Origin of the sequence: Streptosporangium sp. NPDC006930, from assembly GCF_040635605.1 — a bacterium.
In the GTDB taxonomy this organism is placed as follows: domain Bacteria; phylum Actinomycetota; class Actinomycetes; order Streptosporangiales; family Streptosporangiaceae; genus Streptosporangium.
Map to the genome: position 1 here is coordinate 39,967 of NZ_JBEYID010000016.1, position 21,744 is coordinate 61,710.

Annotated in this window: 26 protein-coding genes and 1 pseudogene; 8 read left to right on the forward strand and 19 right to left on the reverse strand. The window is 68.8% G+C overall.

Translation table 11 applies throughout. The features are described 5' to 3' along the window. The coding region (locus ABZ664_RS25865) for a hypothetical protein (protein ID WP_362515084.1) at positions 1–935 on the forward strand (935 nt) is incomplete at its 5' end. Between the two features lie 150 nt (positions 936–1,085). On the opposite strand, the gene ABZ664_RS25870 is transcribed toward ABZ664_RS25865, so the two are convergent. The 5 genes from ABZ664_RS25870 to ABZ664_RS25890 all read right to left on the reverse strand — a co-directional run bounded on the left by ABZ664_RS25870 (position 1,086) and on the right by ABZ664_RS25890 (position 5,383). Then, complete coding sequence (locus ABZ664_RS25870) at positions 1,086–1,745, reverse strand: response regulator transcription factor (protein WP_362515088.1); 660 nt, start codon at positions 1,743–1,745, stop codon at positions 1,086–1,088. Next, positions 1,742–2,899: a histidine kinase gene (locus ABZ664_RS25875; protein WP_362515091.1), complete on the reverse strand. Its 1,158-nt coding sequence runs from the start codon at positions 2,897–2,899 to the stop codon at positions 1,742–1,744. The genes ABZ664_RS25870 and ABZ664_RS25875 overlap by 4 nt, the downstream gene beginning before the upstream one ends. Further along, entirely contained in the window at positions 2,896–3,729 is an 834-nt protein-coding gene (locus ABZ664_RS25880; RefSeq protein ID WP_362515094.1) for a CPBP family intramembrane glutamic endopeptidase, read from the reverse strand. Before ABZ664_RS25880 ends, ABZ664_RS25875 begins: the two co-directional genes overlap by 4 nt. 159 nt (positions 3,730–3,888) lie before the next feature. Continuing rightward, on the reverse strand, positions 3,889–4,557 hold the full coding sequence (locus tag ABZ664_RS25885) for a DNA alkylation repair protein (protein WP_362515097.1): 669 nt from the start codon (positions 4,555–4,557) through the stop codon (positions 3,889–3,891). 139 nt (positions 4,558–4,696) lie between these two features. Further along, positions 4,697–5,383: a methyltransferase domain-containing protein gene (locus ABZ664_RS25890; protein WP_362515101.1), complete on the reverse strand. Its 687-nt coding sequence runs from the start codon at positions 5,381–5,383 to the stop codon at positions 4,697–4,699. On the opposite strand from ABZ664_RS25890, the gene ABZ664_RS25895 reads away from it, so the two are divergent. Beyond that, entirely contained in the window at positions 5,376–5,855 is a 480-nt protein-coding gene (locus tag ABZ664_RS25895; protein WP_362515104.1) for a MerR family transcriptional regulator, read from the forward strand. The genes ABZ664_RS25890 and ABZ664_RS25895 overlap by 8 nt on opposite strands. A 34-nt stretch (positions 5,856–5,889) precedes the next feature. Here the strand turns inward: ABZ664_RS25895 and ABZ664_RS25900 are convergent, their stop codons facing one another. Further along, positions 5,890–7,020, reverse strand: coding sequence for a LuxR C-terminal-related transcriptional regulator (locus tag ABZ664_RS25900; protein ID WP_362515107.1), 1,131 nt, complete (start codon positions 7,018–7,020; stop codon positions 5,890–5,892). Between the two features lie 302 nt (positions 7,021–7,322). Between ABZ664_RS25900 and ABZ664_RS25905 the strand changes: the two genes are divergently transcribed. Continuing rightward, on the forward strand, positions 7,323–7,838 hold the full coding sequence (locus ABZ664_RS25905; protein WP_362515110.1) for a hypothetical protein: 516 nt from the start codon (positions 7,323–7,325) through the stop codon (positions 7,836–7,838). A 10-nt stretch (positions 7,839–7,848) separates the two neighbouring features. On the opposite strand, the pseudogene ABZ664_RS25910 reads toward ABZ664_RS25905, so the two are convergent. From ABZ664_RS25910 to ABZ664_RS25935, 6 genes and pseudogenes are all read right to left on the reverse strand, one after another. After that, a pseudogene (locus tag ABZ664_RS25910) lies at positions 7,849–7,956 on the reverse strand (IS481 family transposase); the annotation flags it as partial. Next, entirely contained in the window at positions 7,953–8,981 is a 1,029-nt protein-coding gene (locus tag ABZ664_RS25915) for a zinc-binding dehydrogenase (RefSeq protein ID WP_362515112.1), read from the reverse strand. The pseudogene ABZ664_RS25910 and the gene ABZ664_RS25915, both read right to left, overlap by 4 nt. Positions 8,982–9,016: 35 nt before the next feature. Then, positions 9,017–9,388, reverse strand: coding sequence for a MerR family transcriptional regulator (locus tag ABZ664_RS25920; RefSeq protein ID WP_362515115.1), 372 nt, complete (start codon positions 9,386–9,388; stop codon positions 9,017–9,019). Further along, complete coding sequence (locus ABZ664_RS25925; protein ID WP_362515119.1) at positions 9,375–9,524, reverse strand: hypothetical protein; 150 nt, start codon at positions 9,522–9,524, stop codon at positions 9,375–9,377. Before ABZ664_RS25925 ends, ABZ664_RS25920 begins: the two co-directional genes overlap by 14 nt. 209 nt (positions 9,525–9,733) lie before the next feature. Beyond that, on the reverse strand, positions 9,734–10,030 hold the full coding sequence (locus tag ABZ664_RS25930; RefSeq protein ID WP_362515122.1) for a hypothetical protein: 297 nt from the start codon (positions 10,028–10,030) through the stop codon (positions 9,734–9,736). A 338-nt stretch (positions 10,031–10,368) separates the two neighbouring features. Further along, positions 10,369–10,539 carry a hypothetical protein gene (locus tag ABZ664_RS25935; RefSeq protein WP_362515126.1) on the reverse strand — a complete coding sequence of 57 codons (171 nt, stop codon included), beginning with the start codon at positions 10,537–10,539 and terminating at the stop codon, positions 10,369–10,371. A gap of 190 nt (positions 10,540–10,729) precedes the next feature. On the opposite strand from ABZ664_RS25935, the gene ABZ664_RS25940 reads away from it, so the two are divergent. Both ABZ664_RS25940 and ABZ664_RS25945 read left to right on the forward strand, forming a co-directional pair. Continuing rightward, on the forward strand, positions 10,730–11,473 hold the full coding sequence (locus ABZ664_RS25940) for an MBL fold metallo-hydrolase (RefSeq protein ID WP_362515129.1): 744 nt from the start codon (positions 10,730–10,732) through the stop codon (positions 11,471–11,473). A gap of 123 nt (positions 11,474–11,596) precedes the next feature. Continuing rightward, positions 11,597–11,761: a hypothetical protein gene (locus ABZ664_RS25945; protein WP_362515133.1), complete on the forward strand. Its 165-nt coding sequence runs from the start codon at positions 11,597–11,599 to the stop codon at positions 11,759–11,761. A 39-nt stretch (positions 11,762–11,800) separates the two neighbouring features. On the opposite strand, the gene ABZ664_RS25950 is transcribed toward ABZ664_RS25945, so the two are convergent. Both ABZ664_RS25950 and ABZ664_RS25955 read right to left on the reverse strand, forming a co-directional pair. After that, positions 11,801–12,013 (reverse strand): DUF397 domain-containing protein, encoded by a 213-nt coding sequence (locus ABZ664_RS25950; RefSeq protein WP_362515135.1) that lies wholly within the window; start codon positions 12,011–12,013, stop codon positions 11,801–11,803. Beyond that, positions 12,004–12,825 carry a helix-turn-helix transcriptional regulator gene (locus ABZ664_RS25955; RefSeq protein ID WP_362515137.1) on the reverse strand — a complete coding sequence of 274 codons (822 nt, stop codon included), beginning with the start codon at positions 12,823–12,825 and terminating at the stop codon, positions 12,004–12,006. The genes ABZ664_RS25950 and ABZ664_RS25955 overlap by 10 nt, the downstream gene beginning before the upstream one ends. A 460-nt stretch (positions 12,826–13,285) precedes the next feature. Here ABZ664_RS25955 and ABZ664_RS25960 point away from each other — a divergent pair, with 460 nt between their 5' ends. Together ABZ664_RS25960 and ABZ664_RS25965 are read left to right on the forward strand one after the other, a co-directional pair. Next, positions 13,286–13,711, forward strand: coding sequence for a hypothetical protein (locus tag ABZ664_RS25960; protein ID WP_362515139.1), 426 nt, complete (start codon positions 13,286–13,288; stop codon positions 13,709–13,711). Further along, on the forward strand, positions 13,708–14,457 hold the full coding sequence (locus ABZ664_RS25965) for an ATP-binding protein (RefSeq protein ID WP_362515141.1): 750 nt from the start codon (positions 13,708–13,710) through the stop codon (positions 14,455–14,457). The genes ABZ664_RS25960 and ABZ664_RS25965 overlap by 4 nt, the downstream gene beginning before the upstream one ends. 101 nt (positions 14,458–14,558) lie before the next feature. On the opposite strand, the gene ABZ664_RS25970 is transcribed toward ABZ664_RS25965, so the two are convergent. Genes ABZ664_RS25970 through ABZ664_RS25980 form a run of 3 tightly spaced genes read right to left on the reverse strand, consistent with a single transcriptional unit; the run spans position 14,559 to position 18,908 of the window. Further along, positions 14,559–15,944 (reverse strand): hypothetical protein, encoded by a 1,386-nt coding sequence (locus ABZ664_RS25970; protein WP_362515143.1) that lies wholly within the window; start codon positions 15,942–15,944, stop codon positions 14,559–14,561. 13 nt (positions 15,945–15,957) lie between these two features. Next, on the reverse strand, positions 15,958–18,063 hold the full coding sequence (locus tag ABZ664_RS25975) for a glycosyltransferase (RefSeq protein ID WP_362515145.1): 2,106 nt from the start codon (positions 18,061–18,063) through the stop codon (positions 15,958–15,960). Positions 18,064–18,122: 59 nt separating this feature from the next. Continuing rightward, the gene (locus ABZ664_RS25980; RefSeq protein ID WP_362515147.1) at positions 18,123–18,908 is read right to left on the reverse strand and encodes a WecB/TagA/CpsF family glycosyltransferase; all 786 of its coding nucleotides are present in this window, start codon (positions 18,906–18,908) and stop codon (positions 18,123–18,125) included. A gap of 69 nt (positions 18,909–18,977) precedes the next feature. Between ABZ664_RS25980 and ABZ664_RS25985 the strand changes: the two genes are divergently transcribed. After that, on the forward strand, positions 18,978–19,526 hold the full coding sequence (locus tag ABZ664_RS25985; protein WP_362515149.1) for a dTDP-4-dehydrorhamnose 3,5-epimerase family protein: 549 nt from the start codon (positions 18,978–18,980) through the stop codon (positions 19,524–19,526). Positions 19,527–19,570: 44 nt separating this feature from the next. Here ABZ664_RS25985 and ABZ664_RS25990 read toward each other — a convergent pair whose 3' ends face one another. Both ABZ664_RS25990 and ABZ664_RS25995 read right to left on the reverse strand, forming a co-directional pair. Beyond that, positions 19,571–20,962: an O-antigen ligase family protein gene (locus tag ABZ664_RS25990; protein ID WP_362515151.1), complete on the reverse strand. Its 1,392-nt coding sequence runs from the start codon at positions 20,960–20,962 to the stop codon at positions 19,571–19,573. 9 nt (positions 20,963–20,971) lie between these two features. Then, positions 20,972–21,682, reverse strand: a complete 711-nt coding sequence (locus tag ABZ664_RS25995) for a hypothetical protein (RefSeq protein ID WP_362515153.1) — start codon at positions 21,680–21,682, stop codon at positions 20,972–20,974. Positions 21,683–21,744 lie beyond the last annotated feature (62 nt).

Consider the following 21,744-nt stretch of genomic DNA (forward strand, 5'->3'; position numbering starts at 1 on the left):
GAGACCCCGCCACCACCATCACCATCAACTCACCCGGCCAAAACGGCGCCTGGAAATTCACCGGCACCCAAGGCCAACACGTCTCCTTCGGATTCACAGGCGGCACCTTCGGCGACCTCTACAACGCCAGAATCTCCGTCAAAAACCCCGACGGAACAACACTCATCCCACCAAAAGCCTGCGGCACCTCCTGCTCACTAACCCCCGCCACCCTCCCCACCAACGGCACCTACACCGTCGCCCTCGTCCCCGAAGACGCCTACACCGGAAAACTCACCGCAACAATCGACACCGGATACATCACCAACAACATCACCATTGGAGGTTCCCCTTCCACCATCACCCTCGTCTCGCCCGGCCAGGACGGTATGTGGAAGTTCACGGGCACCGCGAACAAGAAGGTTTACCTGCGTTTCACCGGCGGAACCTTCGGCGACCTCTACGACGCCAAAGTCTCGCTCAAAAAACCCGACGGCTCGACGCTGAAGAGTGATCAGGGCTGCGGGACGTCCTGTCAGTGGGACACCACGGTTCTCCCCGTGGACGGCACGTACACGATCCTCCTGGACGGACAGGCGGCCGCCGTCGGCGCGTTGACGGTGACGCTCACCGAGGTCCCGGCGGATGTCACCACCGCCCTGACGGTCAACGGTGGCAGCCGCCCCGTCACCACCACGAGTCCGGGCCAGAACGCGAACTTCGCGTTCTCCGGCACGGCAGGCCAGACCGTCACGGTCACGTTGACGGGGAACACCTACGGGAGCACGTCCTTCATCGTCCGCAAACCCGACGGCACCACGCTGACCAGCAAGTCCACCTCCTCTGCCAGTGTCAGTTTCCCAAGTCTCGCCCTACCGACGACGGGTACTTACACGATCTTCGTGGATCCGTCCGGCCCGGCGATCGGCACCATCTCCGGAGCCGTCACCGGCTGAGTTCAGATTGACGGCGCGGGGAGCGAGGCGCTCGCTCCCCGCGCCTCGGGGCGTCACTCAACGGTGTGACTCGATCTTCATCGGCCGGCTCACCACGGCATGTTCTGGACGACGAGCAGTCTTCACCCAGGCATGGTCATTCGCCGCGCCTCAGGTAACCAAACCCGTGCGGTAGGCGTAGACCACCGCCTGCACGCGGTCACGCAGGTCGAGTTTGGTGAGGATGCGCGACACGTACGTCTTCACGGTCTCCTGGCTGATCACCAACGTCGCGGCGATCTCGCTGTTGGACAGGCCCTCGGCGATGTGGCGCAGTACCTCCAGCTCGCGCGGGGTCAGCGCGATCTCGCCCGGCGCGCCTTCCGCGGGACGAATCCGCGCCGCGTACCTGCCGACGAGCTGCCGCGTCACCTCGGGCGCCAGCAGCGCGGCACCCGCCGCGACGGTACGGATGCCGTGCAGCAACTGCGCCGGCGGGGCGTCCTTGAGCAGGAACCCGCTCGCCCCCGCGCGCAGCGCCTCGTACACGTACTCGTCCAGGTTGAACGTCGTCACCACGAGGACCTTGACGGGGTGCGCCACTCCGGCACCGGCCAGCAGGCGGGTCGCCTCGATGCCGTCGAGCACCGGCATGCGTACGTCCATCACCACGACGTCCGGGTCCAGCCGTCGGGCGAGGTCGACCGCGGCGCGACCGTCCCCGCACTCGCCCACCACCTCAAGGTCGGCCTGCGCGTCGAGGATCGTCGCGAACCCGGTACGGATCAGCGCCTGGTCGTCGCAGACCAGGACCCGAATCGGCGCGTTCACGACGGGCTCCCCACCGGGATGCGTGCCCGCACGACGAAACCGCCGTCCGCCCGCCGTTCGGCGCCGAACTCGCCGCCCAGGGCGTCGACCCGCTCGCGGAGCCCGGCGAGGCCCCGCCCGCTCCCGCCGGGCGAGCCGGCCCGCGACCCGGACCCGTCGGTGCCGACCTGCACGGTGATCTCCTTCTCGCCGAAGCGCACATGGACCACGGTGCGGCTGCCGTGGGCGTATTTGAGGGCGTTCGTCAGGGACTCCTGCACGACCCTGTAGGCGACGAACTCGGCACTGCCCGCCGATCGCGCCGGGCTTCCCTCCTCGGTGAACTCCACCGGCTGCCCGGCCAGGCGCGTCTGCTCCACGAGCGGGTGAAGCTCGCCGATGGACGGCATCCTCCTGACGACCTCGTCGTGGTCGGGGTTGAGCAGATCGAGCAGGTGCCGCAGATCGGCGATGGCCCGCCGGCCGGTGTCGGTGACGGCGCTCAGGGCCGCGTCAAGGCGATCGGGGGCGGCGGTCAGGTAGCGTGCCGCCTCGGCCTGCACGACCATCGCCGTCACGTGGTGGGTCACGACGTCGTGGAGTTCGCGGGCGATGCGGGTGCGTTCGGCCGTGCGGGTGGTCTCGGCGACGTGGCGGCGGCGTTCGGCCTCGGCGGCCCAGGTGGAGCGCAGCCAGGCCCCGATGCCCCACGCGAGAACCAGCGCCAGGTAGAACGTCACGTACCCTTCCGGCCCCTCGGTCGAGCCGAGCCGGTCGAGCGCGAGCGCGAGTGACAGGTACGCCGCGGAGAGGAGGAGCGCGGTGACGCGCCGGTGGCGTTCCAGATAGGCGCCCGCGCTCACGAGCGCGATGGGCAGGGCGACGCCCGCCACCAGGTGGTACGCGCGGAGCTGGTCGAGGGCGAAGCCGAGCGACACCAGGACGAGACAGACGACCGGCCACCGCCGGCGTACGGTGAGCGGGAGGCACTCCAGGGCGATCACCGCGACGGCCGCCGCGTCGAAGGGGCGGCCCGGCAGGTCGCCGAGTTGCGTCCCGTTGTCGTGAAGCGCCGGCAGGAGTGACGCGACGATCAACAACAGCGCGAACGGAAGGTCCCGGACCGTGACGTCGAGTCGCCGCCACAGATCCGGGAGCCGCCACAGATCGATCACTGGGTGAGCGTAGCGGTCTCGCCGGACCGCACACCGCGGCGACGGGGGACCAGGTTGCCGCGTCGGCGGGCCAGCCACATGAAGGCGATCGTCAGCAGCACCCCGAACAGGACCGCGTACGGGCTCGCCTCCGGCCCGAACTCACCGCCGGTGAGCAGGGCCGAGCCCGACGTCACGCCGTTCAGCAGCCCTTGCGACGCGCCGTTGCCCGAGACCTCGGTGCCGAAGATGCCGGCCGCCGCGAAATTCCAGCCGAAGTGCAGGCCGATCGGCACCCACAGGGTGCGGGTGGCGACGTAGGCGGCGGCGAGCATGCCCCCGGCCTCGATCGCGATGGCGATCGCACCCCACAGGTCGGCGTGCTCGTTGGGCAGGTGCACCAGGCCGAACAGCACGCTGGTCAGCGCCAGCGCGATCCAGGTGCCGACGCGTTCCTCGATGATCCGGAACAGGACGCCACGAAAGATCAGCTCCTCCGTCACGGCGACGGCCGCCATGAAGCCGAACAGCGCGACCGCGCCCGTCACCGAGCCCTCGCCGTCGATTCGGTAGCCGCCCAGTAGGGCGATGTTCGCGATGACCGCCGCGAACATCCCGACACCGATCAGCAGCCCCCGGCCGACGGCGGCGGTGGCGCCTGCCGTGGCCACCTCGACCGGCGCCCTGCGCTCGGACCACCGCACCACCCAGGCGTACGCGACCACCGCGAGAACGGCTGTCGCGACCCCGAGAACCAGGGTGAGAAACACGTTCCCCTGTACCGCGTCCACACCCGCCTTGCCGACGAAGGCAACCACTGCGACGGCCAGAAACTGCTTCAACAGGCGCATGACGACTCCCTCACGAGACACCGCGGCCGGAGCGCCGCGGTCACGTCGAGAACGCTATGGATTCAGCGCCCGGGAATCGTCACCGCGCGGTGGACACTCGCGGGTAGCTCGCACGGGGGACAACCGCACCACCGCAGGCTCGCCGGATGAGCCACCGTCTCAGCGTGGCTGTCGGCGCACCATCTCGGTGATCCAGACGGGTGCGAACGGAGACGTGCAGCCCGGGGAGGTCGGATAGTCCTTGAGCACCTCCAGGCGCTCACCGATGTCGATCGCGCGGGCACGGTGCTCGGCGTGCTCGATCCCGATCTGGGCCAGGCAGTGGTTCATCGACCACTGCAGGCGATCCGGGGCGCCTTTCATCTCCGCCTCGATGACGTCGAGCAGCCCTACGAGGTCGAGGACCTCGGGCTTCTTCGCCACGCGTTCGACGGTGAGCGCCCACCCCGCACTCGCGACCGCCGGGTCCGGATCGGCCGACCAGGCAAGCCGCAGTTCCTCGGAGTGCGGGCTCTTCTTCACCACGTAGTTCACCAGCCAGTCGTGCACCTTCGGTGCGCGCGCCTCGCGCACCATCGCGTCCAGCTCGTCACGTCCGAACGCCTTCGGGCGGCAGATCAGGAGTGCGAGCAGTCTCGCCGCGGTGTCATCGGTCTCCCAGAGCCGGCACGCGAGCTCCTGCTGCGTCTTCAGCCGCTTCGCGATCGCGCGCAGCCTGCCGAGGTTCACGCCGTGATCGTCACCGTGTTTCTCGTTCACCTCGCGCATCCTCGGGTCCTCAAGCTCGGCCAGCTCGGCCATCACGTCGGCCACCGTCGTCTCGGCCACTTCGGGCTCCCTTCGTCACGGGCGAAAATCAGCCTATGGCGGCAGCCTGCCCCTGTCGTACATTCCGGTCCGGCAGCGGCCACCGGCGAGGAGGGCGGTTTCCCCGTCCGGGGCCGCCGACCCAGTACTCGGTCGGCACTCAGTCGGCGCGAGTCCCGGAGGCGAGAAAGAAGGGGATGGCGACGAACAGCCGGTCGTCGCGTGCCCTCGCGGCCTGGTCGTCGAGCCAGGCGCCTTCGCCCAGGGTGGCGAGTACCGGCAGTCCCTCGGTGCCGGTCCACACGATCGTGTGGACCTCGACGGTGACGTCTACGAACCCATTCTCCAGCAGGAGGTTCCTGTATCGGCGGGCGACCCGAGGGCTCGGCACGATGTCCGCGCGAGCGTGGACGAGCGTGCGGATGAGGTCGGGATCGTCGGAGTCGATCACGAGTGTGTCCCAGTCCTGGCCGACGAGCACCGCGCGGCCGTTTCTCGCCAGGACCCTGCGAGCCTCGGCGACGGCTCGTTCGGGCTCGGCGAGGGTGTGCAGGACCTTGTCGGCGCGGTAGCCGGTGACCGAGCCGTCGTCGAGAGGGAGTGTGGTGGCGTCGGCGAGATGGAACTCTCCTGCGGGCCAGCGCTCGGTGGCGACCTCGATCATGGCGGGGTCCAGGTCGACGCCGATCGCCCTCACCCCACGGGCGGCCAGCTCGCCGACGGCGCGCCCGCCCCCGCAGCCGACGTCGAGGACGGTGTCGCCCAGCGCCTGGTAGGTGCGTTCCCGCAGGTCGCGGGCCTTAGGTAGGGCGTCATAGGCGTCAAGAACACTAAGTAACATGGACATGGGCGTCATTGTGCGACTTAATGTCGACATGAAGTCAATTGGCGAGGTGGCGGCTCAGTTCGGGTTACCGGCACACGTGCTGCGCCACTGGGAGGCGGAAGGGCTGATGACCCCGGCCCGCGCGGGCGACCGCCGCCGCTACACCGACGCGGACCTGCACCGGGTGGCGGCGATCCTGATCTCGAAGGAGGCGGGCTTCGGACTCGCGGACATCCGGACGATGCTGACCGCCCGGTCCGCACCGGCTCGCCACGAGGTGATGGCCCACCACCGCGAGAGGTTGCTGACACGGATCGCCCGAGCGCAGGTCGCGCTCGTCATGCTGGAGGGCGGTCTGGAATGCCCGCACGACGATCTCATGACATGTCCGCATTTTCAGGGTCTTCTGACCGACCGGCTGCGGCCGTCTTCCGTGACGGACGCGGATCGCCACAACGCGGATCGGACGCGGCCGGACACGCCTGCCCCCTGAAGGCCCGCCCGGTTTCCCGACCGCGGCGGACGCCTCACAAGTCGAGGGCGAAGTCCGGGTGCATCGTCTCCCTGTAGTGGTCGGCGAAGATCTTCGCGGTGAGTTCACCCCGGGTCGACACTTTCACCTTCTCGAATATCTGCTTGAGGTAGCCGCGAACGGTGTGGGTGGACAGGCAGAGCCTCACCGCGATCTCCGAAGTGGTCAGGCCCGCGGCGATCAGGTGGATGACCTGCTGTTCCCTTCGTCCCAGCTGGTACGCCCTCACGATCAGGGGCGCCATCTCGGCGGCGTTGGCCGACTCGATCACCAGAGCCGTCCGGCCGCCCTCGTTACCGGCCTCCCGCAACACGAAACCGTGGATCACCACCCACCGCCCACCGACCTGTAGCCGGGCCCGAGCGGTACCCGTGTCGCGCCCGGCGGCGATGGCGCGGGCCTTGTTCACCACCGAACGCAGTTCGGCGGGTATGGGGGTGACCTCGGGGTCGTCATGGCTCAACCGGGTGAACGGCAGCTGCTGCAGCCATACCCCCGCAGGCTCGTTGAGCGATTCGAGGGCCCCGGTCCGGTCGAACATGAGCAGCCCGGGGCCGTCGGGCACACCGATCACCGGGTTCGGCCGCAACAGCGCCGAGCGCCGGAAGGCCTCACCGATCGGAGCGGAGAGGCTCGCGATCAGGTGTTCCTCCCCGAGGTCGAACGGCTGCGCGTCTGCGGCTCGCCACAGGCACATGTAGCCCCAGACATCGCCTCCGGTCCGGAACACGCACCGCAGCTCGTCACCGAGTCCCTGCACGAGGTTCACAGCGCGATAGCGGGAGCTCCGCGCCGGACGCCCGCCCGTGACGCGATACAGGGACGCGGCCGGCGTCGGCAGACCGGCCAGCGTGTGAAAGTGGTTGACGTCCTCGACGAAGAACTCGTTCTCCCAGTAGAGGTCGCAGTATTCACCGGACCCCAGGTTCTCCAGTCGCGAGGGCGAGGTGGCGAGCATCGTCACCGGATCGGCCCCCGTCCAGAACGAGGCGTCGAAAGGAACGATCTCGCGCAGCAGGCGCGAGAGGTCGGCCAGGAACTCGCCGTCGGCGATGCCCGTCCGCGTCAACCGCAGGATCCGCTCGAACGTGTGCCGGGCCGGTGCACGACGCAGGGCTGACTCCATTGCTTGACAATGAATGACCATATGTCGTCACGCAAGACCCCAAATGGGGGTATTCACAATCCGTTCAGCACACATTTGCGGGGTCCCTCGACCGACGGGCCAGAACGCAGTCTGGAAGCTGACAGCAGGCCCGGGACGGGTGTCTCGGGGCCGAAGACCACCGCGGATCCAGCCGTGGAGTCGCCCCCCAGGAAGCACCACAGCCCTTCCGCGAAAAGGCGCTCCCCACGGCCACGTCGCACCGCGCCGACGACGTCACACCGGATCCGTGCCCACCGACCGGACGACCCATGGGAGAGGCCATGCCGAGACGGAACGCCCTGCTTCTTGGCCCACTGTCCGCAATCTCCGCACTGCTGCTGACCGTGGCGATGCCACAGCCGGCGCAGGCGTACACCCAACAGCACCAGGTCACGGTGGAGCGGGGAGCCTCCTTCTGCGTCCAGGCCACCGCGGGCATCGACCACCGCATCCCCGGCGTGTTCTCCGGCAACCAGGCGTGGGCCCGCGCCTACGCGCTCGCGGGAGACTGCACCACCGTGCAGGGCGCGCGGGCCAGGGTGCGGCTGGAGGTGCAGAAGTGGAACGAGTCCCGCGGTGCGTGGGAGGTGTGCGCGACCGCGAACTGGGTGGAGGGCACGACGGGCAGAAACGAGTTCGGCCTCACCGGACCCAGCATCAGCCTGACCTACACCCCCTGCGGTCCCGGCTGGCACCAGACGAAGGCCGAAGCGCAGAGCTACCGCTACGTCGACAGCGCCGGCCGCTTCCTCTGGTTCGGCGGCACCCTCTACTCGGGCTACGAGTGGGTGGACTGAGCGTTCTCACGCGTGAGACGCCCGACTCGGTTGCCACATACGCGATCGGGCGTGTCCGGCCGCGTTCGACGAGGCGCCAACGCCCCTCCGGGGACAGATGAGCATCGCGGTGAGTCACCTTGCGCTCCTTGAGCGCCTCGGGTCCAGGGCGTGCTTGCCGCGGGTCAGGCCTGCCTCAAGCTCTTGAAGGACCATCGGACCCTCGTCGAGGGGATGCACCTGAGGGGTGCCGGGCACGTAGACGCCCTGCGCGATCAACCGCTCGATCTCGTCGAGCAACCCCTGGTAGATGGAGGGTACTGCCTCTGCCAACGCACCGATGTGGAGTCCTTTGACCTGCACCCGGTGCCTGAAGACCAGGTCGTGGGTCGTCAGGCGGGCGTCTCCGGAGGCGGCGCCGAAGACGACGACTCGGCCGGTGAAAGGTTTGGTCACCGACAAACCGGCCTCGAAGGTGGTCTTGCCGACCGATTCGAGTACCACGTCGACACCGGCGGTCCGGCGCAGGATCTCCTCGGCCAGATCGCCGCGAGAAGGATCCAGAACCACGTCGGCTCCGAGCGCCCTGACGTCGTCGTGTTTCGCCGCCGACGCGGTGGCGATGACGTGAGCCCCGTAGTGACGGGCGAGGCGGACGGCGGCCTGTCCCACGCCTCCCGCGGCGGCATGAATGAGCACCACCTCACCGGCCTTGAGCTCGCCCAGCGGCCGCAGCGCCGCCAGGGCCGTCGCCCAGTTCAGCACCATGCCCAGGGCTTCGGCGTCGCTCCACCCTGAAGGAACCGGGAGGACACCCGTGGCCGGCATCAGCATGTACTGCGCGAAGGCACCGGGGCCGACTCCTATGACATGGGTGCCGACCGGGAGCGGATCATCGATCTCGGCACCGGCGGCGACGATCTCACCGGCTGCTTCGAACCCGGCCACATAGGGAGGACGCGGCCCGCCACCGTAAGTCCCGTGGGTCTGCATCACGTCCGCGAAGTTGATCCCCGCCGCACCCACCCGGATCACGTAGTCACCCGGCCCCGGACCGATGGGACGCGGATGGTCAACCACCAGGACCAGGTCCTTCGGGCCGCTGCGTGAGTGTTGCACCAGGGCACGCATCGTTTCGGCGGATGTCACGTTCTCGATGTCCATCCCCGGAACGTAGGAGCCTCACGCTGGTGTCAAGGTCAAGTCGTTCGCTTCGGCCGGCGTGAGCTCTCGTCCAGGAACGCGTCGAGCGCCGACAGTTGGGTGGTGAGCGCGGCAACGCGGGTCTTGAGGCGATCGCGATAGCGCCGGACCTCGACCAAGAACTCTTCGCACAGTTGATCGCGCCCCATGGATTCGCCCGTGACGTGGGGCAGCACGTCCCTGATCAGTCGCACGGACAGTCCCGAATCCAGCAGCAAGCGAATGACGATCACTCGGTCGATGGTGGAGTCGCAGTAGTCGCGGTATCCATTGCCACGCCGACCAGGGACGATGAGACCTTCGTCCTCGTAGAACCGCAGCGACCTGACGCTGGCGCCACTGATACTGGCCGCCTCACCGATCCTCATACTCGATCCCAACCCACGAAGTCGCCACGATCTTCCCAGACCATCCCGCGACACACCCGAGAGCGACCACGGGCGTCACGAACCTGCTGCCCCACGACAGCTGGAAGTCGAACTCGCCCTTCTTCGTGCCTTCCACGAACGCCTCCCGCACGCTCGCACTAACCACGAACGGCGCCCGCTCCGGAGCCTCCGTATCCCGCAGACCCACCCGACTGTCGGCGTCGTTCGAACTGTGCCCCCTTTATCGGCACCTGGGTTCCAGGGTGGATTCAACCGGCCGTCGCAACACCTTGATCGTGGAGGTGTTGGCAATGGGCCTGGGCGAGAAGCAGCGGGCCATCCGGCTCAGGTGCACTGCATGCCGCTGACCAGCTCCGGTCCGTGGGCGAGGAGTTGCTGACAGAAGTGCTCGCCCGCGTAGTAGCCGGAGGTGATGGTGATCATGACCGGACTCTCGGTCCCGCTGCCGGTGCACTGGTTCGCCAGCACGTGGTAGCCGAGCATCTCCGAGAGCTGGAAGCGGGTGCCGTCCGCGCAGACGTAGTGGCTGTCGGCGTGCGCGGTGGCCGGGGTGACGAACGGTGCGGCGAGAACTGCCAGAAGTAGGGCGGCGCGGCTGATGGTCGTGCGGAAGAAGGTCATAGGAAATGCCTTTTCGCGGGGGTTTGGAAACGTGCCACGACATACCCTTGGTGATTCACCGGCAACCAAACGTGTCCGACAGTGGCCATCCATCGAACCCGAAAACCGGCACCATCTCCGGCCCGGGGAGGTGGAAGCACCTCACCCGCCGTCGACAATGACGGCCTTGCCACGCGTCCGGCCCTCCCCCGGGCTTTCGCGGCGGCGCATGCTGAAGCCCCGTCTCCTCTGGAAAACCACGAGGGGCGGGGCTTCGTCAGGGGTGACCGGGACGCCTTCTCAGTTTCCGAAAACGGCCGAACGCTCGCTCCGTCACTTCGGGGCCGTCCCGATGGGGACTAGAAAGGACCGTCGGAGCACATCATCGGCTTGCCGTCGATGACGCACGAGTACCAGGTGAGCTCGCGCGGCTTGGCCTGGGCGGCACCCGCGGTCGCGAAACCGACGATCATCAGCGCCGCGGTGGTGGTGGCGGCGAGGGCGACCGTACGCCTGACAAGAGTCCTCATTGAATTCCCCTTCCATCGGTGTGTGCTCCAGGATCAAACCAAGGGCTTCTGCAAATCCACTTGTAAGTCACTGGGAGGAGCCGAAGGTCTCCGTCCTGCTCGCCTCCGACCGGCCCGAGCCGTACGCGACCGGAATTCCTCGTCGGCACTCCCACGGACGCGCCACGGCCGGCGCCGTTAGGGTTCGTGGATGCTGCTGACAATCCTTGGCGGATGCGGTGCGTGGCCGGGAGCAGGTCAGGCCTGCAGCGGTTATCTCGTGGAGCACGACGGGTTCAGGCTGCTCGTCGACCCCGGGTACGCGACGGTGCCGCGGCTGTTGGAACGGATCACCGCTGATCAGGTCGACGCGGTGTTCGTCAGTCACGGACATCCCGATCACTGCGCCGATCTGAACCCGCTGTTGCGGGCACGCGCGTTCCGTGACGATCCGCCGCCTCCCTTGCCGGTGTACTCACTGCCCGGCGCCCTGGACGCGGTGCTCGCGCTGGACCGCCCGGGAATGCTGACCAACGCCCATGCCCTGCGTGAGTTCACCGCCGGCGACCGGATCGACATCGGCCCGTTCCATGCTCAGACCCGTCTGCTGCCGCACTCGGTGCCCAATGCCGGCGTACGGCTGACGGCGGGAGGGCGGGTGCTCGCTTACACCGGCGATACCGGCCCGAGCCCCGAGGTGGTGGAGTTGGCACGCGACGCCGACCTGTTTCTGGCCGAGGCCACCTATGCGGACCGGGTCCCTGAGGTTTCGCGGCGCAACCTGTCGAGCGCCCGCCAGGCAGGCCGTCAGGCCAGGGAAGCCGACGTCCGGCACCTGCTGCTGACTCACCTGCAGCCGGGGACGGACGTCACAGCCGCGCGAGCCGCCGCCGGAGCCGAATACGACGGCGAGACCGGCATCGCCACTTCCGGCCTCGCCATCGATCTTTCCTGAGGAAGGTCTCCCCGGGCTTCGAACGCCTCGCGCGGTTCTCCGGCCTCCAGAATGCGGTGCACTTCGATGGCACCGATCATCATCTTCGGGACAGTTAGCGGAGCCAACTGACAGGGAGTATGAATGAGCACGGTCAACTGGGACGAGGTGAAGCAGCGGGCGCGGGAGCGGCATCAGGCTGCGGGACTGCCCGTGCAATCGGATGGTGAGAAGTCCGCCGCGATGGAGCGGCTCGCCGCTGAGGTCAGGGCGCACAAGCTCGCGGAGATCAGCATGAGCAGGATCTGACTCAATGCGACCACCACCATGGGGGCTCCGGGAACGGAGTCAGAAGTCGAACTCGCCCTTCTTCGCGCCGTCCACGAATGCGTCCCAGACACTCGCACTCACCACGAACGGCGCCCGCTCCGGAGCCTCCGTGTCACGCAGGCCCACCCTGCCCCCCGACAACGGAGCCACCTCCAGGCAGTTCCCTTGGTTTGACGCACTCTTGGTGGCCTTACGCCAGGCCGCGCTCTTCAGCTCATCACTCACGCCCATAGCCTCTCCGCCTCTCTGATCAATTCGATCGAGACATACTGAGGGCTTGCCTCAGCTCGGATGGTGTCGTATCGGGCACGGACAGCCTCGACATCTTCTGGCCGATTCGCCACATGTCCGCGCGTTACAGACTCGGCATATACCATATCCGGATTTCCTGGAATCTGGGCGATCACGAATCCTCCCGAAGTCCCCGTGGTCGATCCCCGCACCAAAGGAAGAATCTGGATACCGATCCGCGGCCGCTCGGCCATTTCCAGAAGATACTGGAGTTGGTGTTGCATGACCTCTTCTCCACCGATCGGGCGGTGAAGAACTCCTTCGTCGAGGATAACCCAGAGCATGGGCGGCGTAGATCGCAGCAAGATCTTCTGCCGCTCCATGCGAGCCGCGACAGCCTTTCCTACCTGCTTGTCGGTTATGCCAGGCTCCCCACGGATAACCGCCCGCGCGTACTCCTCGGTCTGGAGAAGACCGGGCACGACGAGTGGCTCCCAAGCATGCAAAGCATGCGCTTCCGGTTCGATGTCGAGCCAGTCACGGAACCATCGAGGGCTCGCCGCGTGGGTGATGTGCGTCCAGCAATGGAGGAGCTCTCCGTTCGCCCCCAGAGCGTCATCGCAGCGTTGCGCCAGGTTGTGGCCGGGTTTGCGCTCACCTCTCTCGGTGAAGCTCAGCAGGCTCCTGCTGAACTGGGTCACCTCGGCCAGCTCATTCTGGGTCATTTTTGCCTTTTTTCGATACTTGCGGAGCTCCGCGCCAAAGAGAGCCCACTTTTCGTTTTTGGGGTTGATTTTTGGGTTCTTCGGCATTTCAGCTCCGTCCAGTCGGGGGATTCCACATCGTGGCACAAAAAACACAGCTTTCCACAAACTGTCACACTGATGTGCCTCGACTTTCGATACCAAAAGTAGTCACTCGGAGGCACCCTGTGAAGAGGTCAGGGGGAGCGGAAAATCTGCCGGATCAGCCCTGCCTTACGCGCGGAGAGCGGCTTCCTACTGCCGTCGAAAAAATCACCAGGTATGTCCGGATAAGGGGAGTGAAAATGTCCGTCGATTCACTGGAAAACGCACCCTAGGCACGGCTCACGCCTCTTCCGGACACACACCTGTCACCGCCGAGTAAGTCTCACCCCGTGAACAGCAGTCACTTCGCGCAAGACGGAAATACCTCGCCCTGTTGCCCCTAATACCCCAAAACGAAGCGGGGCCTGCCACGGCACGACACGCCATGACAAGCCCCTCGACCGGACGTAGGAGGTCCGATCTGATGCATCACCCTAGAGGAAACCCCAGGCCGATCAGGGTGCGTTGGCACGCGGGCCGGCCACCGATGCCGCTCGGCTGCCGCTGGTGCGGTCATCCCCCGTACGCGCACGAGGCCGCGAGCCTGCCGCACCGTGCCCGCCACCACTGGGAGCAGCCCACCCCCGCGCAGGTCCACGCCCGGATGACCGTCCGCCGCCGCCTCAACCTCTCCAGCCGCCCACCCGTCTCAACGCCCATCCGCACGATCCCCGGCCCCACACCCTCCGCCGCTCTCCCCGCGCGGTCCGTGGCGGTCTCCCCCGGTCGGCACCGGCGACCGGAGCAGCCCGGCGTCACGGCTCCCGTGCCGTACCGGCGAGGACGACCGCCGAGCACTCGTACCCCCTCCGGCAAGCACACCCCGTACCGGCAGGGAGCGACGACATGAACGAACGCGTCCCCCAGCCCCGGCAGAGCGGGAGACACCGGCGCGGGGCCGTCACCGAGCGGGTCGACTCCCGCCCCTGGGACCTGGCCGAGCGCGCCGCCGCCGAGCAGCTCGACCAGATCGAGCCCGCCTGGACCGTCTGGTACGGCACCGGCACCCGGCACTTCCACGCCGTCGCCGTCTGGCCCGCCGCCGAACCCCTGATCGTGCGGGCCCGCACCGCCGACGAACTACGCGCCCTGATGCGCGAGGCCGAGGACACCACACCGCCACCCCGAGGAGGATCCATGCCCGAGACCCCTGACACCCCACCGGAGCCGGATGACTCGCGGACTCCGGCCGACCCCCGCACCGTCTGCTGGGACCTGCCGCACGACCTGCCGATCGTCGGCAAGGCCCGCGCCATGGCGAGCGAGACCCTCGCGGCCTGGGGGCTGCACCACCTCGTCGACGATGTCGCCCTGGTGGTCGGCGAGCTGCTCGCCAACGCGATCGTCCACGGCGAGCCCGTGGTCAGGCTCTCCCTGTGGGCCGACGCCGACGAGTTCCAGGTCCAGGTCACCGACCGAGGTCCCGGGCAGCCGCGTCATCTAACCTTGGATCCCGAGTCGCTGCACGGCCGCGGGCTGGCCATCGTCAGGGCCCTCGCCCACGATCACGGCGTCAATCCTCTTCCCGACCGCCCCGGCAAAACCGTCTGGGCCCGCTGGCACCTACCCCCACGAGTTGTCCGGCCCGCTTTCTGAACCAGTGGTGACCGCTCATGACTTGCCAGGCTCATCAGCGCCGATGCGAACAGACCGCCTTCGCGGACCACTTGGCCGCGCCCCAGCGTCCATGACAAGGGTCAGGGCGTGATCCGGTAGATGTGGTGGGAGTGTTCGGCGGCGAAGGAGTCGGTGAACCTGCCCTGCGCGTCGACGGGGACCGTCCGATTCTCGAAGAGGGCCTCGGCGCGGGCGGCCCGCAGCCCGCGCGGCAGCGTGAAGGTGCGCCTGCCGGGGGAGGTGTTCGCGTCGAGCATCGCGAAGACGTAGTACGAGCCCTGGTGGTGTTTCAGCATGGTGTCGAGGCCGGGGCCGAAGCGGTGCGCGTACGACTGGGTGTTCAGCACCGGGGCGAGCTGCCCGATCCGCCGGTTGATCTCGGCCACCGCGGGCCTGACCTCCTTTCCGCACCCCTCGCGCAGCACGTGCTGGGAGTGGCACGGCCCGCCGAAGTTGTGGTTGAAGTAGATGATGCCCCTGGCCTCGTGGATCAGCGAGCTCATCACCGCGCCCGTCACCTGCTCCGGCCGGATCGCCCGGGTGTCGTTCTCGGCGGGCCAGCCGACCTCGACGAAGCCGTAGATCGGCTGGCGACGGCCGTCCAGCGCGTCCAGTTCGCGCTGGCGGTCGAGGACGGCGCCGTAGTTGGCCGCCCTGCGGCACCTGGAGGCAGGCAGGGACAGGAAGTTCTGCCCGTCCAGGCAGACGCTCGCGCTGGTGTACCAGTACACGTCGGAGGAGACGACGTCGGTGAAGCGGTTGACGAACGTGGCGGCGTCCGCGTCCCTCTCCCACATCATCACGCCCTTGCCGTAGTTGGCGTAGTGCATCCTGCCGTCGCCCTTCGGGACCTCCTCCTTGCGGGTACGCAGCACGGTGAAACCGCACCCCCTGTCCTCGGGCACGCACAGGGAGCCCTCACCGGGGTGCTTGCCGGTCCACTGCGCGTCTCCCGCCTTCGCCCACATGTCGACCTCGTCGTTGAGCAGCCAGCCCACCGTCTCGTTGCCGTAGCCGGGCAGGGGGGCGCGCGTCAGCGCCGACATGCCGTTCCTGCGCACCAGCGCCATGTCGCTGGTCTCGGTCAGCTCCACGTAGGTGTTGATCCCGGCGGCCCGGTCCTTGTCCACGTCACCCTGGGTGATCACGGACTCGAACCAGACGCCCACCGGGAAGAACGACGAGTTCGTCCAGCCCGCCGCCGTCGGCGCGGCGAACCGCCCGTAGTAGGCGGGCCCGCCCTCCCACGGCACCCGCGCGGCGCCTCCGGGAGGCCCCGCGGCCCACGCACTGTCGGCGTCGGCCGACGCCCCGGCGAGCGGACCCCGGTCCTCGCCCCCGGGCGCGCCGATCAGGGTGAGTCCGAGCACCGCCACCGACACCGAGACGGCTCCCGCCCCGACCAGCAGCGGCAACGACCGTCTGGTCCGGCGTCCCGGCGTCCCGGCGTGGTTCTCAGATCTCATGCCCCTGTCCTTCTCATCGCGGACCCGGTGACAGCTCGGCGAGCGCCATCAGCTGAGCGGCACGCGACGCCCAGGAGGCACCGAGCACGGATCCCCGCACGGTCTCGGCCGGTTGCAACCCGCCGTCGCGCAGCGTCGCACGAACAGCATCGACGAAAAGGCCGCCGTCGGCCGCGATTCTCACGCGGTCGGCATAGTTCGCGAGCTCCTGGAAGTCGGTGCTGACGACCGGCAGGCCCAGGGCGAGGTACTCCTTGAGTTTGATCGGGTTCGAGTGCCTGATCCACGGGTTGTCCAGCCACGGCATGATCGCGACGTCGAACCCCGATCCGTACGCGGGAATCCGCTCGTACGGCCTGAAGCCGAGCCAGTGGACGTTCGGGTGGCGAGTGAGCCGTTCCATCGGGACGGTCGCGTCGCCGATGAGGACCAGCGAGACGTCCGGCAGCTCGACGGCGAGCCGTTCGAGCAGGTCGAAGTCGACGAGATAGTCGTCCAGCGCACCGAAGAAACCCACCCTCGGTCCGGGGATCGCACGGAGGTCGGCGGGCTGCTCGCTCTCCGGGCGCCGCCGGAAGTGGTCGGTGTCCACACCGTGGTCGAGGAAGTGCGCGCGCTCTCCGGTCACGCCTTTCTCCTCGCCCATCAGCGCGCTGCTGACGTAGATCACGTGGTCGGAGCGCTCCAGCAGGCCGCGTTCCAGCGCCTCGATGGTCGGCCGGTCGGACTCGGGGAACGACGAGTGCCGGTCGGAGCGGTTGAACACCAGCGCGCGCCTGCGCATCGGCCGCACCACGTCCCACGCCGTGGGGATGGTCACCATGATCACGGGTCGGCGCAGGCCGAGTGCCCACGAGACGGCGAGCACCTGGGCACGGACCAGCAGGGCGTTCACCCGCCTCGCCAGCGGCGACCCGTAGAAGGGCAGCGGCAGCGGGGACATCACGTAGAAGCCGGGCAGCTCCCGCAGCGGCCTCCTGACGAGCATCGCGACGCTGCGCAGCTTGCGCCCGACGCGTCGCAGCACCTGCGTGGACCTGCCCGGCATCGGCATGCGCATCCCGATGCTGTTGACGACGAGGACCTTCCGGTGAGCGGCGATCGAACGCATGAGCTGGAAGTCCGAGTGCGCTCGGTTGTGGTACCACCAGTCCTGCGCCGAGAAGCAGACGTAGCCGGGGGAGGGTGCCGCTGCCTCGCCGGGTAGGGGGGGCCACTCGCGCAGGGGGAACAGCTGGCGCAGGGCGGCCCGGTGTCGCCTCCCGCCCGCCCGGCCCTTCGCGACCGCGCGGACCAGCTCGTTGAGCCCGACGGCCAGCCGCATCAGCTGCCCGCGTGGGCGGCCGTACCGCTCCCGGTGCATCCGGACCCGGTTGGCCGACGACAGCGCCCACAGCATGCTCGACGTGGACTGCTCGCCACCGAGATGCACCGCCACGGCACGGGGCTCGTACCGGACGGCGAAGCCCGCCTCCCCCGCCCTGAGCATGTACTCGGTCTCCTCCGAGTACAGGAAGTAGCGCTCCTCCAGGGGGTCCAGGGCGTCCAGGCACGTGCGGGAGATCATCCAGGCCGCACCGGACACCCAGTCGGCCGTCTGCGGCCTGTCATAGGCGGCCGGGTCCACGACCAACTCGCCGAGCGCCGGGATCCGCCCGGCCCTGTGCCCGCCGAGCAGCGCCTCCCCGAGCGCCCTCGGCACGGTGGGGCGCCTGCGCAGGGAGAGGTGGAGCTCCCCCGTCTCACCGGTGAGGCGGGGGGCGGCGATCCCGGTTCCCGGCAGGGCGAGCGCCTGCCTGAGCAGGAGCACGGAACCGGGCGCGAGCCGGATGTCGGGGTTCAGCACCAGTACGTCGCAGCCGTCCGCGGCGGCGATGCCCGCGTTCACTCCGGCTGCGAAGCCCGCGTTGCGCCCGGTCTGGATCACCTCGGCCTCCGGAGCGACCTCGCGCACCCGCGCGACGGTGTCGTCGGCCGAGGCGTTGTCCACCACCACGACCCGTGCGGGACCCGCGTCTGCGAGTGCCGCGTCGAGCGAGCGCAGGCAGTCTTCGATGACCTTGCCACTCGAATACGTGACGATCACTATGGCGAGCGGGGGCCAGTCTGGAACAGCCATGTCGGAGCCGTTTCTCGTGGAAGAGGACCGTACGGGGAGAGCGGTCGGGGAGTCGGCGGTCATGGGCGTCGCCCCGGTGTGAGGCGGGTGCGCAGGGCGCCCGCGAGGAGGGCGATCGCGAACGGCGCGTCGTCGCGCAGGTAGCGGCGGGCCAGGCGGCGCGGCTCCAGGGCGAGCCGGTACAGCCACTCCGCGCCCACCCGCTGCACCGCCCCGGGGGCTCGGCTGAACCGCCCGGCCGCCATGGGGATCCCGGCCCCGCAGCCGAGATACCAGGCGTCGGGCAGCTCCGCCCTGAGCGCCTCGATCACCCTTTCCTGCTTGGGGAAGCCCAGCCCGACGAGGACGAGGTCGGGTACGGCGGCGACCACCTCCTCGACCACCGCACGCACCCCGTCCGGCGTGCCGTCGAACCCGAAGGGAGGCGAGCAGGTGCCCGCCACGCGCAGTCCCTGGCAGCGTTCGGCGAGAGCGCGCGCCGCGGCCTCCGGCACGCCGGGCTCCCCTCCGAGCAGGTAGACCGAACGGTTCTCGCGCGCGGCCCGCCCGGTGAGGGAGTGTACGAGCGAGGCGCCGGTGACCCTTCCGGGAACCGCCAGACCGGCGAGCCTCGACGCCCAGACCACCGGCATGCCGTCGGCGACCACGATCTCGGAGCGGGTGACGAGGTTCGCGAGGGCGGGGTCGCGCGTGGCGGCGCGGACGATGTCGACGTTCGCGGTGACGATCGCGCCGCCGCGCCCTCGCCGCCACCCTTCCGCCACGTGGTCGAGAAGCTCCTCCTCGCTGACCGCCATGACCTCGACGGCCCCGACCCTGATCCGCGCGAACCCGGCCTCGGGCATCTCCGGCGAGCGGGTACCGTTTTTCGTTTCTTCGTGACCGGGAGGTTCGGGAACCGGAAAGATGGGCGCATGAGAGTCGAACGCGCCGAGATCGACGGTGTCCTGCTGTTCGTCCCCACCCAGCACAGGGACGATCGCGGGCTGTTCACCCGCACCTTCGACGCGACGCTCGCCGCCGCCCACGGGCTGCGGCCCGAGGCGTTCGTCCAGGACAGTCAGTCGCGGTCCCGGCTGGGGACGATCAGGGCCCTGCACGGCCGGGGCGGCCGGGGGGAGGCCAAGCTCGTCCGGTGCGCCCGAGGGGCCGTACACGACGTGCTCGTCGACGCCAGGCCGGACTCCCCCACCTTCGGCCGCCAGATGTCGGTGGTTCTCGACGATGAGACGTTCGTTCACCTCTACGTTCCTCCTGGCTTGTTGCACGGCTATCAGGCACTGACCGAGCAGGCCGACGTCTGCTACCGGATCGACCGGGAGCACGACCCCGCCGAGGACGTCTCCGTCCGCTACGACGACCCCGACCTCGCCATCGGCTGGCCGCTGCCGGTCACCGCGATCAGCGAGCGCGACCTGGCCGCGGGATCCTGGGCCGACCTGCGCGACCGGCTGGTGGGGTGATCCTCCCGGCGACCTCATCGGTCTCGGTGACCTCACCGGCCCCTTCACCGCACTCCCCGCCCGGCTTCTCCGCCCGGTTTCTCCGGCGGGCGGACGGCCCGAGTCCTCGGCTGCCGGGTGGCGCGCAGCAGTGAGCCGGCGGACCCGATGATCAGGAACGACAGGCCCGTCACGATCGCGAACGAGCGCAGGTCGAAGGTGGCCGCCCCGACCAGGGGGACGACCAGGCACGCGGCCAGGGTGAGCCCCAGGTCCCGTACGGCGGGGTCGGAGCTGAGGCGACGGACGCGTAACGCCGCCCAGATACCGGTGAGGAAGATCCCTGCGAAGGTGGCCATGCCGATGACCCCGGTCTCCACCAGCGACAGGATGTACTGGTTGTCGAAGATCAGATGCTTGGGCGCGTACCAGGTGCCCAGTCCTCTGCCGACCCAGAAGTGGTTTCCGATCTCGGTGGCCGCCACCGCGTAGTCGTGCGTCCGGTACTGGATGCTCGAATCGCTGGACAGGCTGGTGAACAGCCCGAGGAAGACGCTCATCAGGCCGGGCACGGCGACCTTCATCACGACCAGGAAGCCCGCGCCGCCGATCGCCGCCCACAGCCGCCTGCGCGCGGGCCACCCGGTGACCAGCACCGCGCCGACGACGGCGATCCCGAGGACCGCGGAGCGCGACACGGAGAACATCAGCCCCGTACCGATCAGCCCGCAGCAGACCCACCACCGCAGGGAGGGCTCACCCCGGTCGCGGGCGCCGAACGCGTAGTGCAGCGCGAGAGGAATGATCATCGCGCAGACCACACCGAGCTCGATGGGGTGTCCGGCGGTCGCCGCGACCCGGCGCAGGGTGTTTCTTTCGAGGATCGCCGGCAGATCCGAGGTGAACCGGAAACCGGGGAAGGTCAGGTACTTCGTCAGGTCGAATTCGAGCACGAACTGGAGTGCCGCGATGACCCCGACGGCCGCACCGGAGATCACGAGACACCTCAGGACGAAGTCCAGCCGATCCCGCCCCCGGATGCCGTCGCACGCCTGAAGACCGATGCCCACCGTCGCCACCACGAGGACGATGCTGTGGTCGGCCATGTCGAGCTCGTCGGGCGGCAGGTAGGCGGCGCTGGAGTATCCGTAGGTGGCCAGCATCGCCACGCTGTACAAAAACAGCGCGGTACGTACGGGATTGGAGCCCTTCGCCGCGCCGAGTGTGGTGGTGAGGTGCGCGCAGAACCACCACAGCGCGGCGAAGAGACCGACCGCGTCGGCGGGCGTGAGCGAGAAGGGCAGGCCGCGGAAGACCAGCCGCGCCGGAGACAGCATGAGGACCACCGCGAACGCGGCGGCGAGGGTGGCACCGTCGGCACGGCGGAGGCCGGGACGGTCGAGGGAGGCGACGGACACGGGGGCCGGTGCCGAGGCCGTGCGAAGTGTGGAGGCCATGCCGAGCCCTCACCGCCTCAGGAGGGAGGGCTCGGCGGGCAACCCGGACGCCGCCACGGGCACCCCGCGCCTTCGCCGTCTGGCGTCCAGGAAACTCTCCAGGGAGAACACCGAGGCGAGACTGGCGAGCACCCCGAGCAGCAGTGCGGCGGCGGCCCCGCGCATCTTCCCCCCTCGCTGGGGTTGCGGCTCCGTCGGCGGCACCATCTCGTCCATCGTGATGTAGGTCGCCGGTGGTGCGTCGAGCTGCCTCTGGCGACCGGCGAGCTCGATCCTCGCCCGGTCCCTCACCCGCGTCACGATGTCCCGCGCCCCGGCCGGCGATGTGCTCGTACCCTCGATGTACACGAACGGCCCGCCGTCCAGTGCCTCCGGGTTGGTGCTGCCGTTGGTGGCCGTGAAGGTGGTGTCACCTTCGGGGTGGACGCCGAGCGACTCCACCGTCTCCGGCGCGCTGATCACCTGGATGAGGATCGAGGCGGACATGCTCAGGCCCCAGTCGAAGTTCAGCAGGGGGTTGGTCAGCCCGTTGGGGCGCTCGGGATCGTTCGGCAGGCTTCCACCGGTGGGCGGGATGGTCAGCACGAGCACCGCATTCGAGACGTAGACCGTCGGGATCGACGAGTAGACGCCCAACGCGCCGCCGATGGACAGCAGGAACGCCGGCAGGGCGACGTACCAACGCCGTAACACGATGAGTACGGTCCCCCAGAAGTCCACGCGTTTCCCTCCGTATGCCTGTCGCGGTCGCCTGCTCGTCGCCGTTCTGCGTGTCGTCGCCT

Bases quoted from the DNA above. Each gene is read 5' to 3' on its own strand.
- ABZ664_RS25990 (WP_362515151.1), bottom strand. From the start codon at position 20,962: ATGGCCTCCACACTTCGCACGGCCTCGGCACCGGCCCCCGTGTCCGTC.
- ABZ664_RS25920 (WP_362515115.1), bottom strand. From the start codon at position 9,388: ATGAGGATCGGTGAGGCGGCCAGTATCAGTGGCGCCAGCGTCAGGTCG.
- ABZ664_RS25930 (WP_362515122.1), bottom strand. From the start codon at position 10,030: ATGACCTTCTTCCGCACGACCATCAGCCGCGCCGCCCTACTTCTGGCA.
- ABZ664_RS25900 (WP_362515107.1), bottom strand. From the start codon at position 7,020: ATGGAGTCAGCCCTGCGTCGTGCACCGGCCCGGCACACGTTCGAGCGG.
- ABZ664_RS25965 (WP_362515141.1), top strand. From the start codon at position 13,708: ATGAACGAACGCGTCCCCCAGCCCCGGCAGAGCGGGAGACACCGGCGC.
- ABZ664_RS25950 (WP_362515135.1), bottom strand. From the start codon at position 12,013: ATGGGCGTGAGTGATGAGCTGAAGAGCGCGGCCTGGCGTAAGGCCACC.
- ABZ664_RS25940 (WP_362515129.1), top strand. From the start codon at position 10,730: ATGCTGCTGACAATCCTTGGCGGATGCGGTGCGTGGCCGGGAGCAGGT.
- ABZ664_RS25895 (WP_362515104.1), top strand. From the start codon at position 5,376: ATGGACATGGGCGTCATTGTGCGACTTAATGTCGACATGAAGTCAATT.
- ABZ664_RS25960 (WP_362515139.1), top strand. From the start codon at position 13,286: ATGCATCACCCTAGAGGAAACCCCAGGCCGATCAGGGTGCGTTGGCAC.
- ABZ664_RS25985 (WP_362515149.1), top strand. From the start codon at position 18,978: ATGAGAGTCGAACGCGCCGAGATCGACGGTGTCCTGCTGTTCGTCCCC.
- ABZ664_RS25915 (WP_362515112.1), bottom strand. From the start codon at position 8,981: ATGGACATCGAGAACGTGACATCCGCCGAAACGATGCGTGCCCTGGTG.
- ABZ664_RS25905 (WP_362515110.1), top strand. From the start codon at position 7,323: ATGCCGAGACGGAACGCCCTGCTTCTTGGCCCACTGTCCGCAATCTCC.
- ABZ664_RS25980 (WP_362515147.1), bottom strand. From the start codon at position 18,908: ATGCCCGAGGCCGGGTTCGCGCGGATCAGGGTCGGGGCCGTCGAGGTC.
- ABZ664_RS25970 (WP_362515143.1), bottom strand. From the start codon at position 15,944: ATGAGATCTGAGAACCACGCCGGGACGCCGGGACGCCGGACCAGACGG.
- ABZ664_RS25935 (WP_362515126.1), bottom strand. From the start codon at position 10,539: ATGAGGACTCTTGTCAGGCGTACGGTCGCCCTCGCCGCCACCACCACC.
- ABZ664_RS25945 (WP_362515133.1), top strand. From the start codon at position 11,597: ATGAGCACGGTCAACTGGGACGAGGTGAAGCAGCGGGCGCGGGAGCGG.
- ABZ664_RS25975 (WP_362515145.1), bottom strand. From the start codon at position 18,063: ATGGCTGTTCCAGACTGGCCCCCGCTCGCCATAGTGATCGTCACGTAT.
- ABZ664_RS25890 (WP_362515101.1), bottom strand. From the start codon at position 5,383: ATGTCCATGTTACTTAGTGTTCTTGACGCCTATGACGCCCTACCTAAG.
- ABZ664_RS25880 (WP_362515094.1), bottom strand. From the start codon at position 3,729: ATGCGCCTGTTGAAGCAGTTTCTGGCCGTCGCAGTGGTTGCCTTCGTC.
- ABZ664_RS25955 (WP_362515137.1), bottom strand. From the start codon at position 12,825: ATGCCGAAGAACCCAAAAATCAACCCCAAAAACGAAAAGTGGGCTCTC.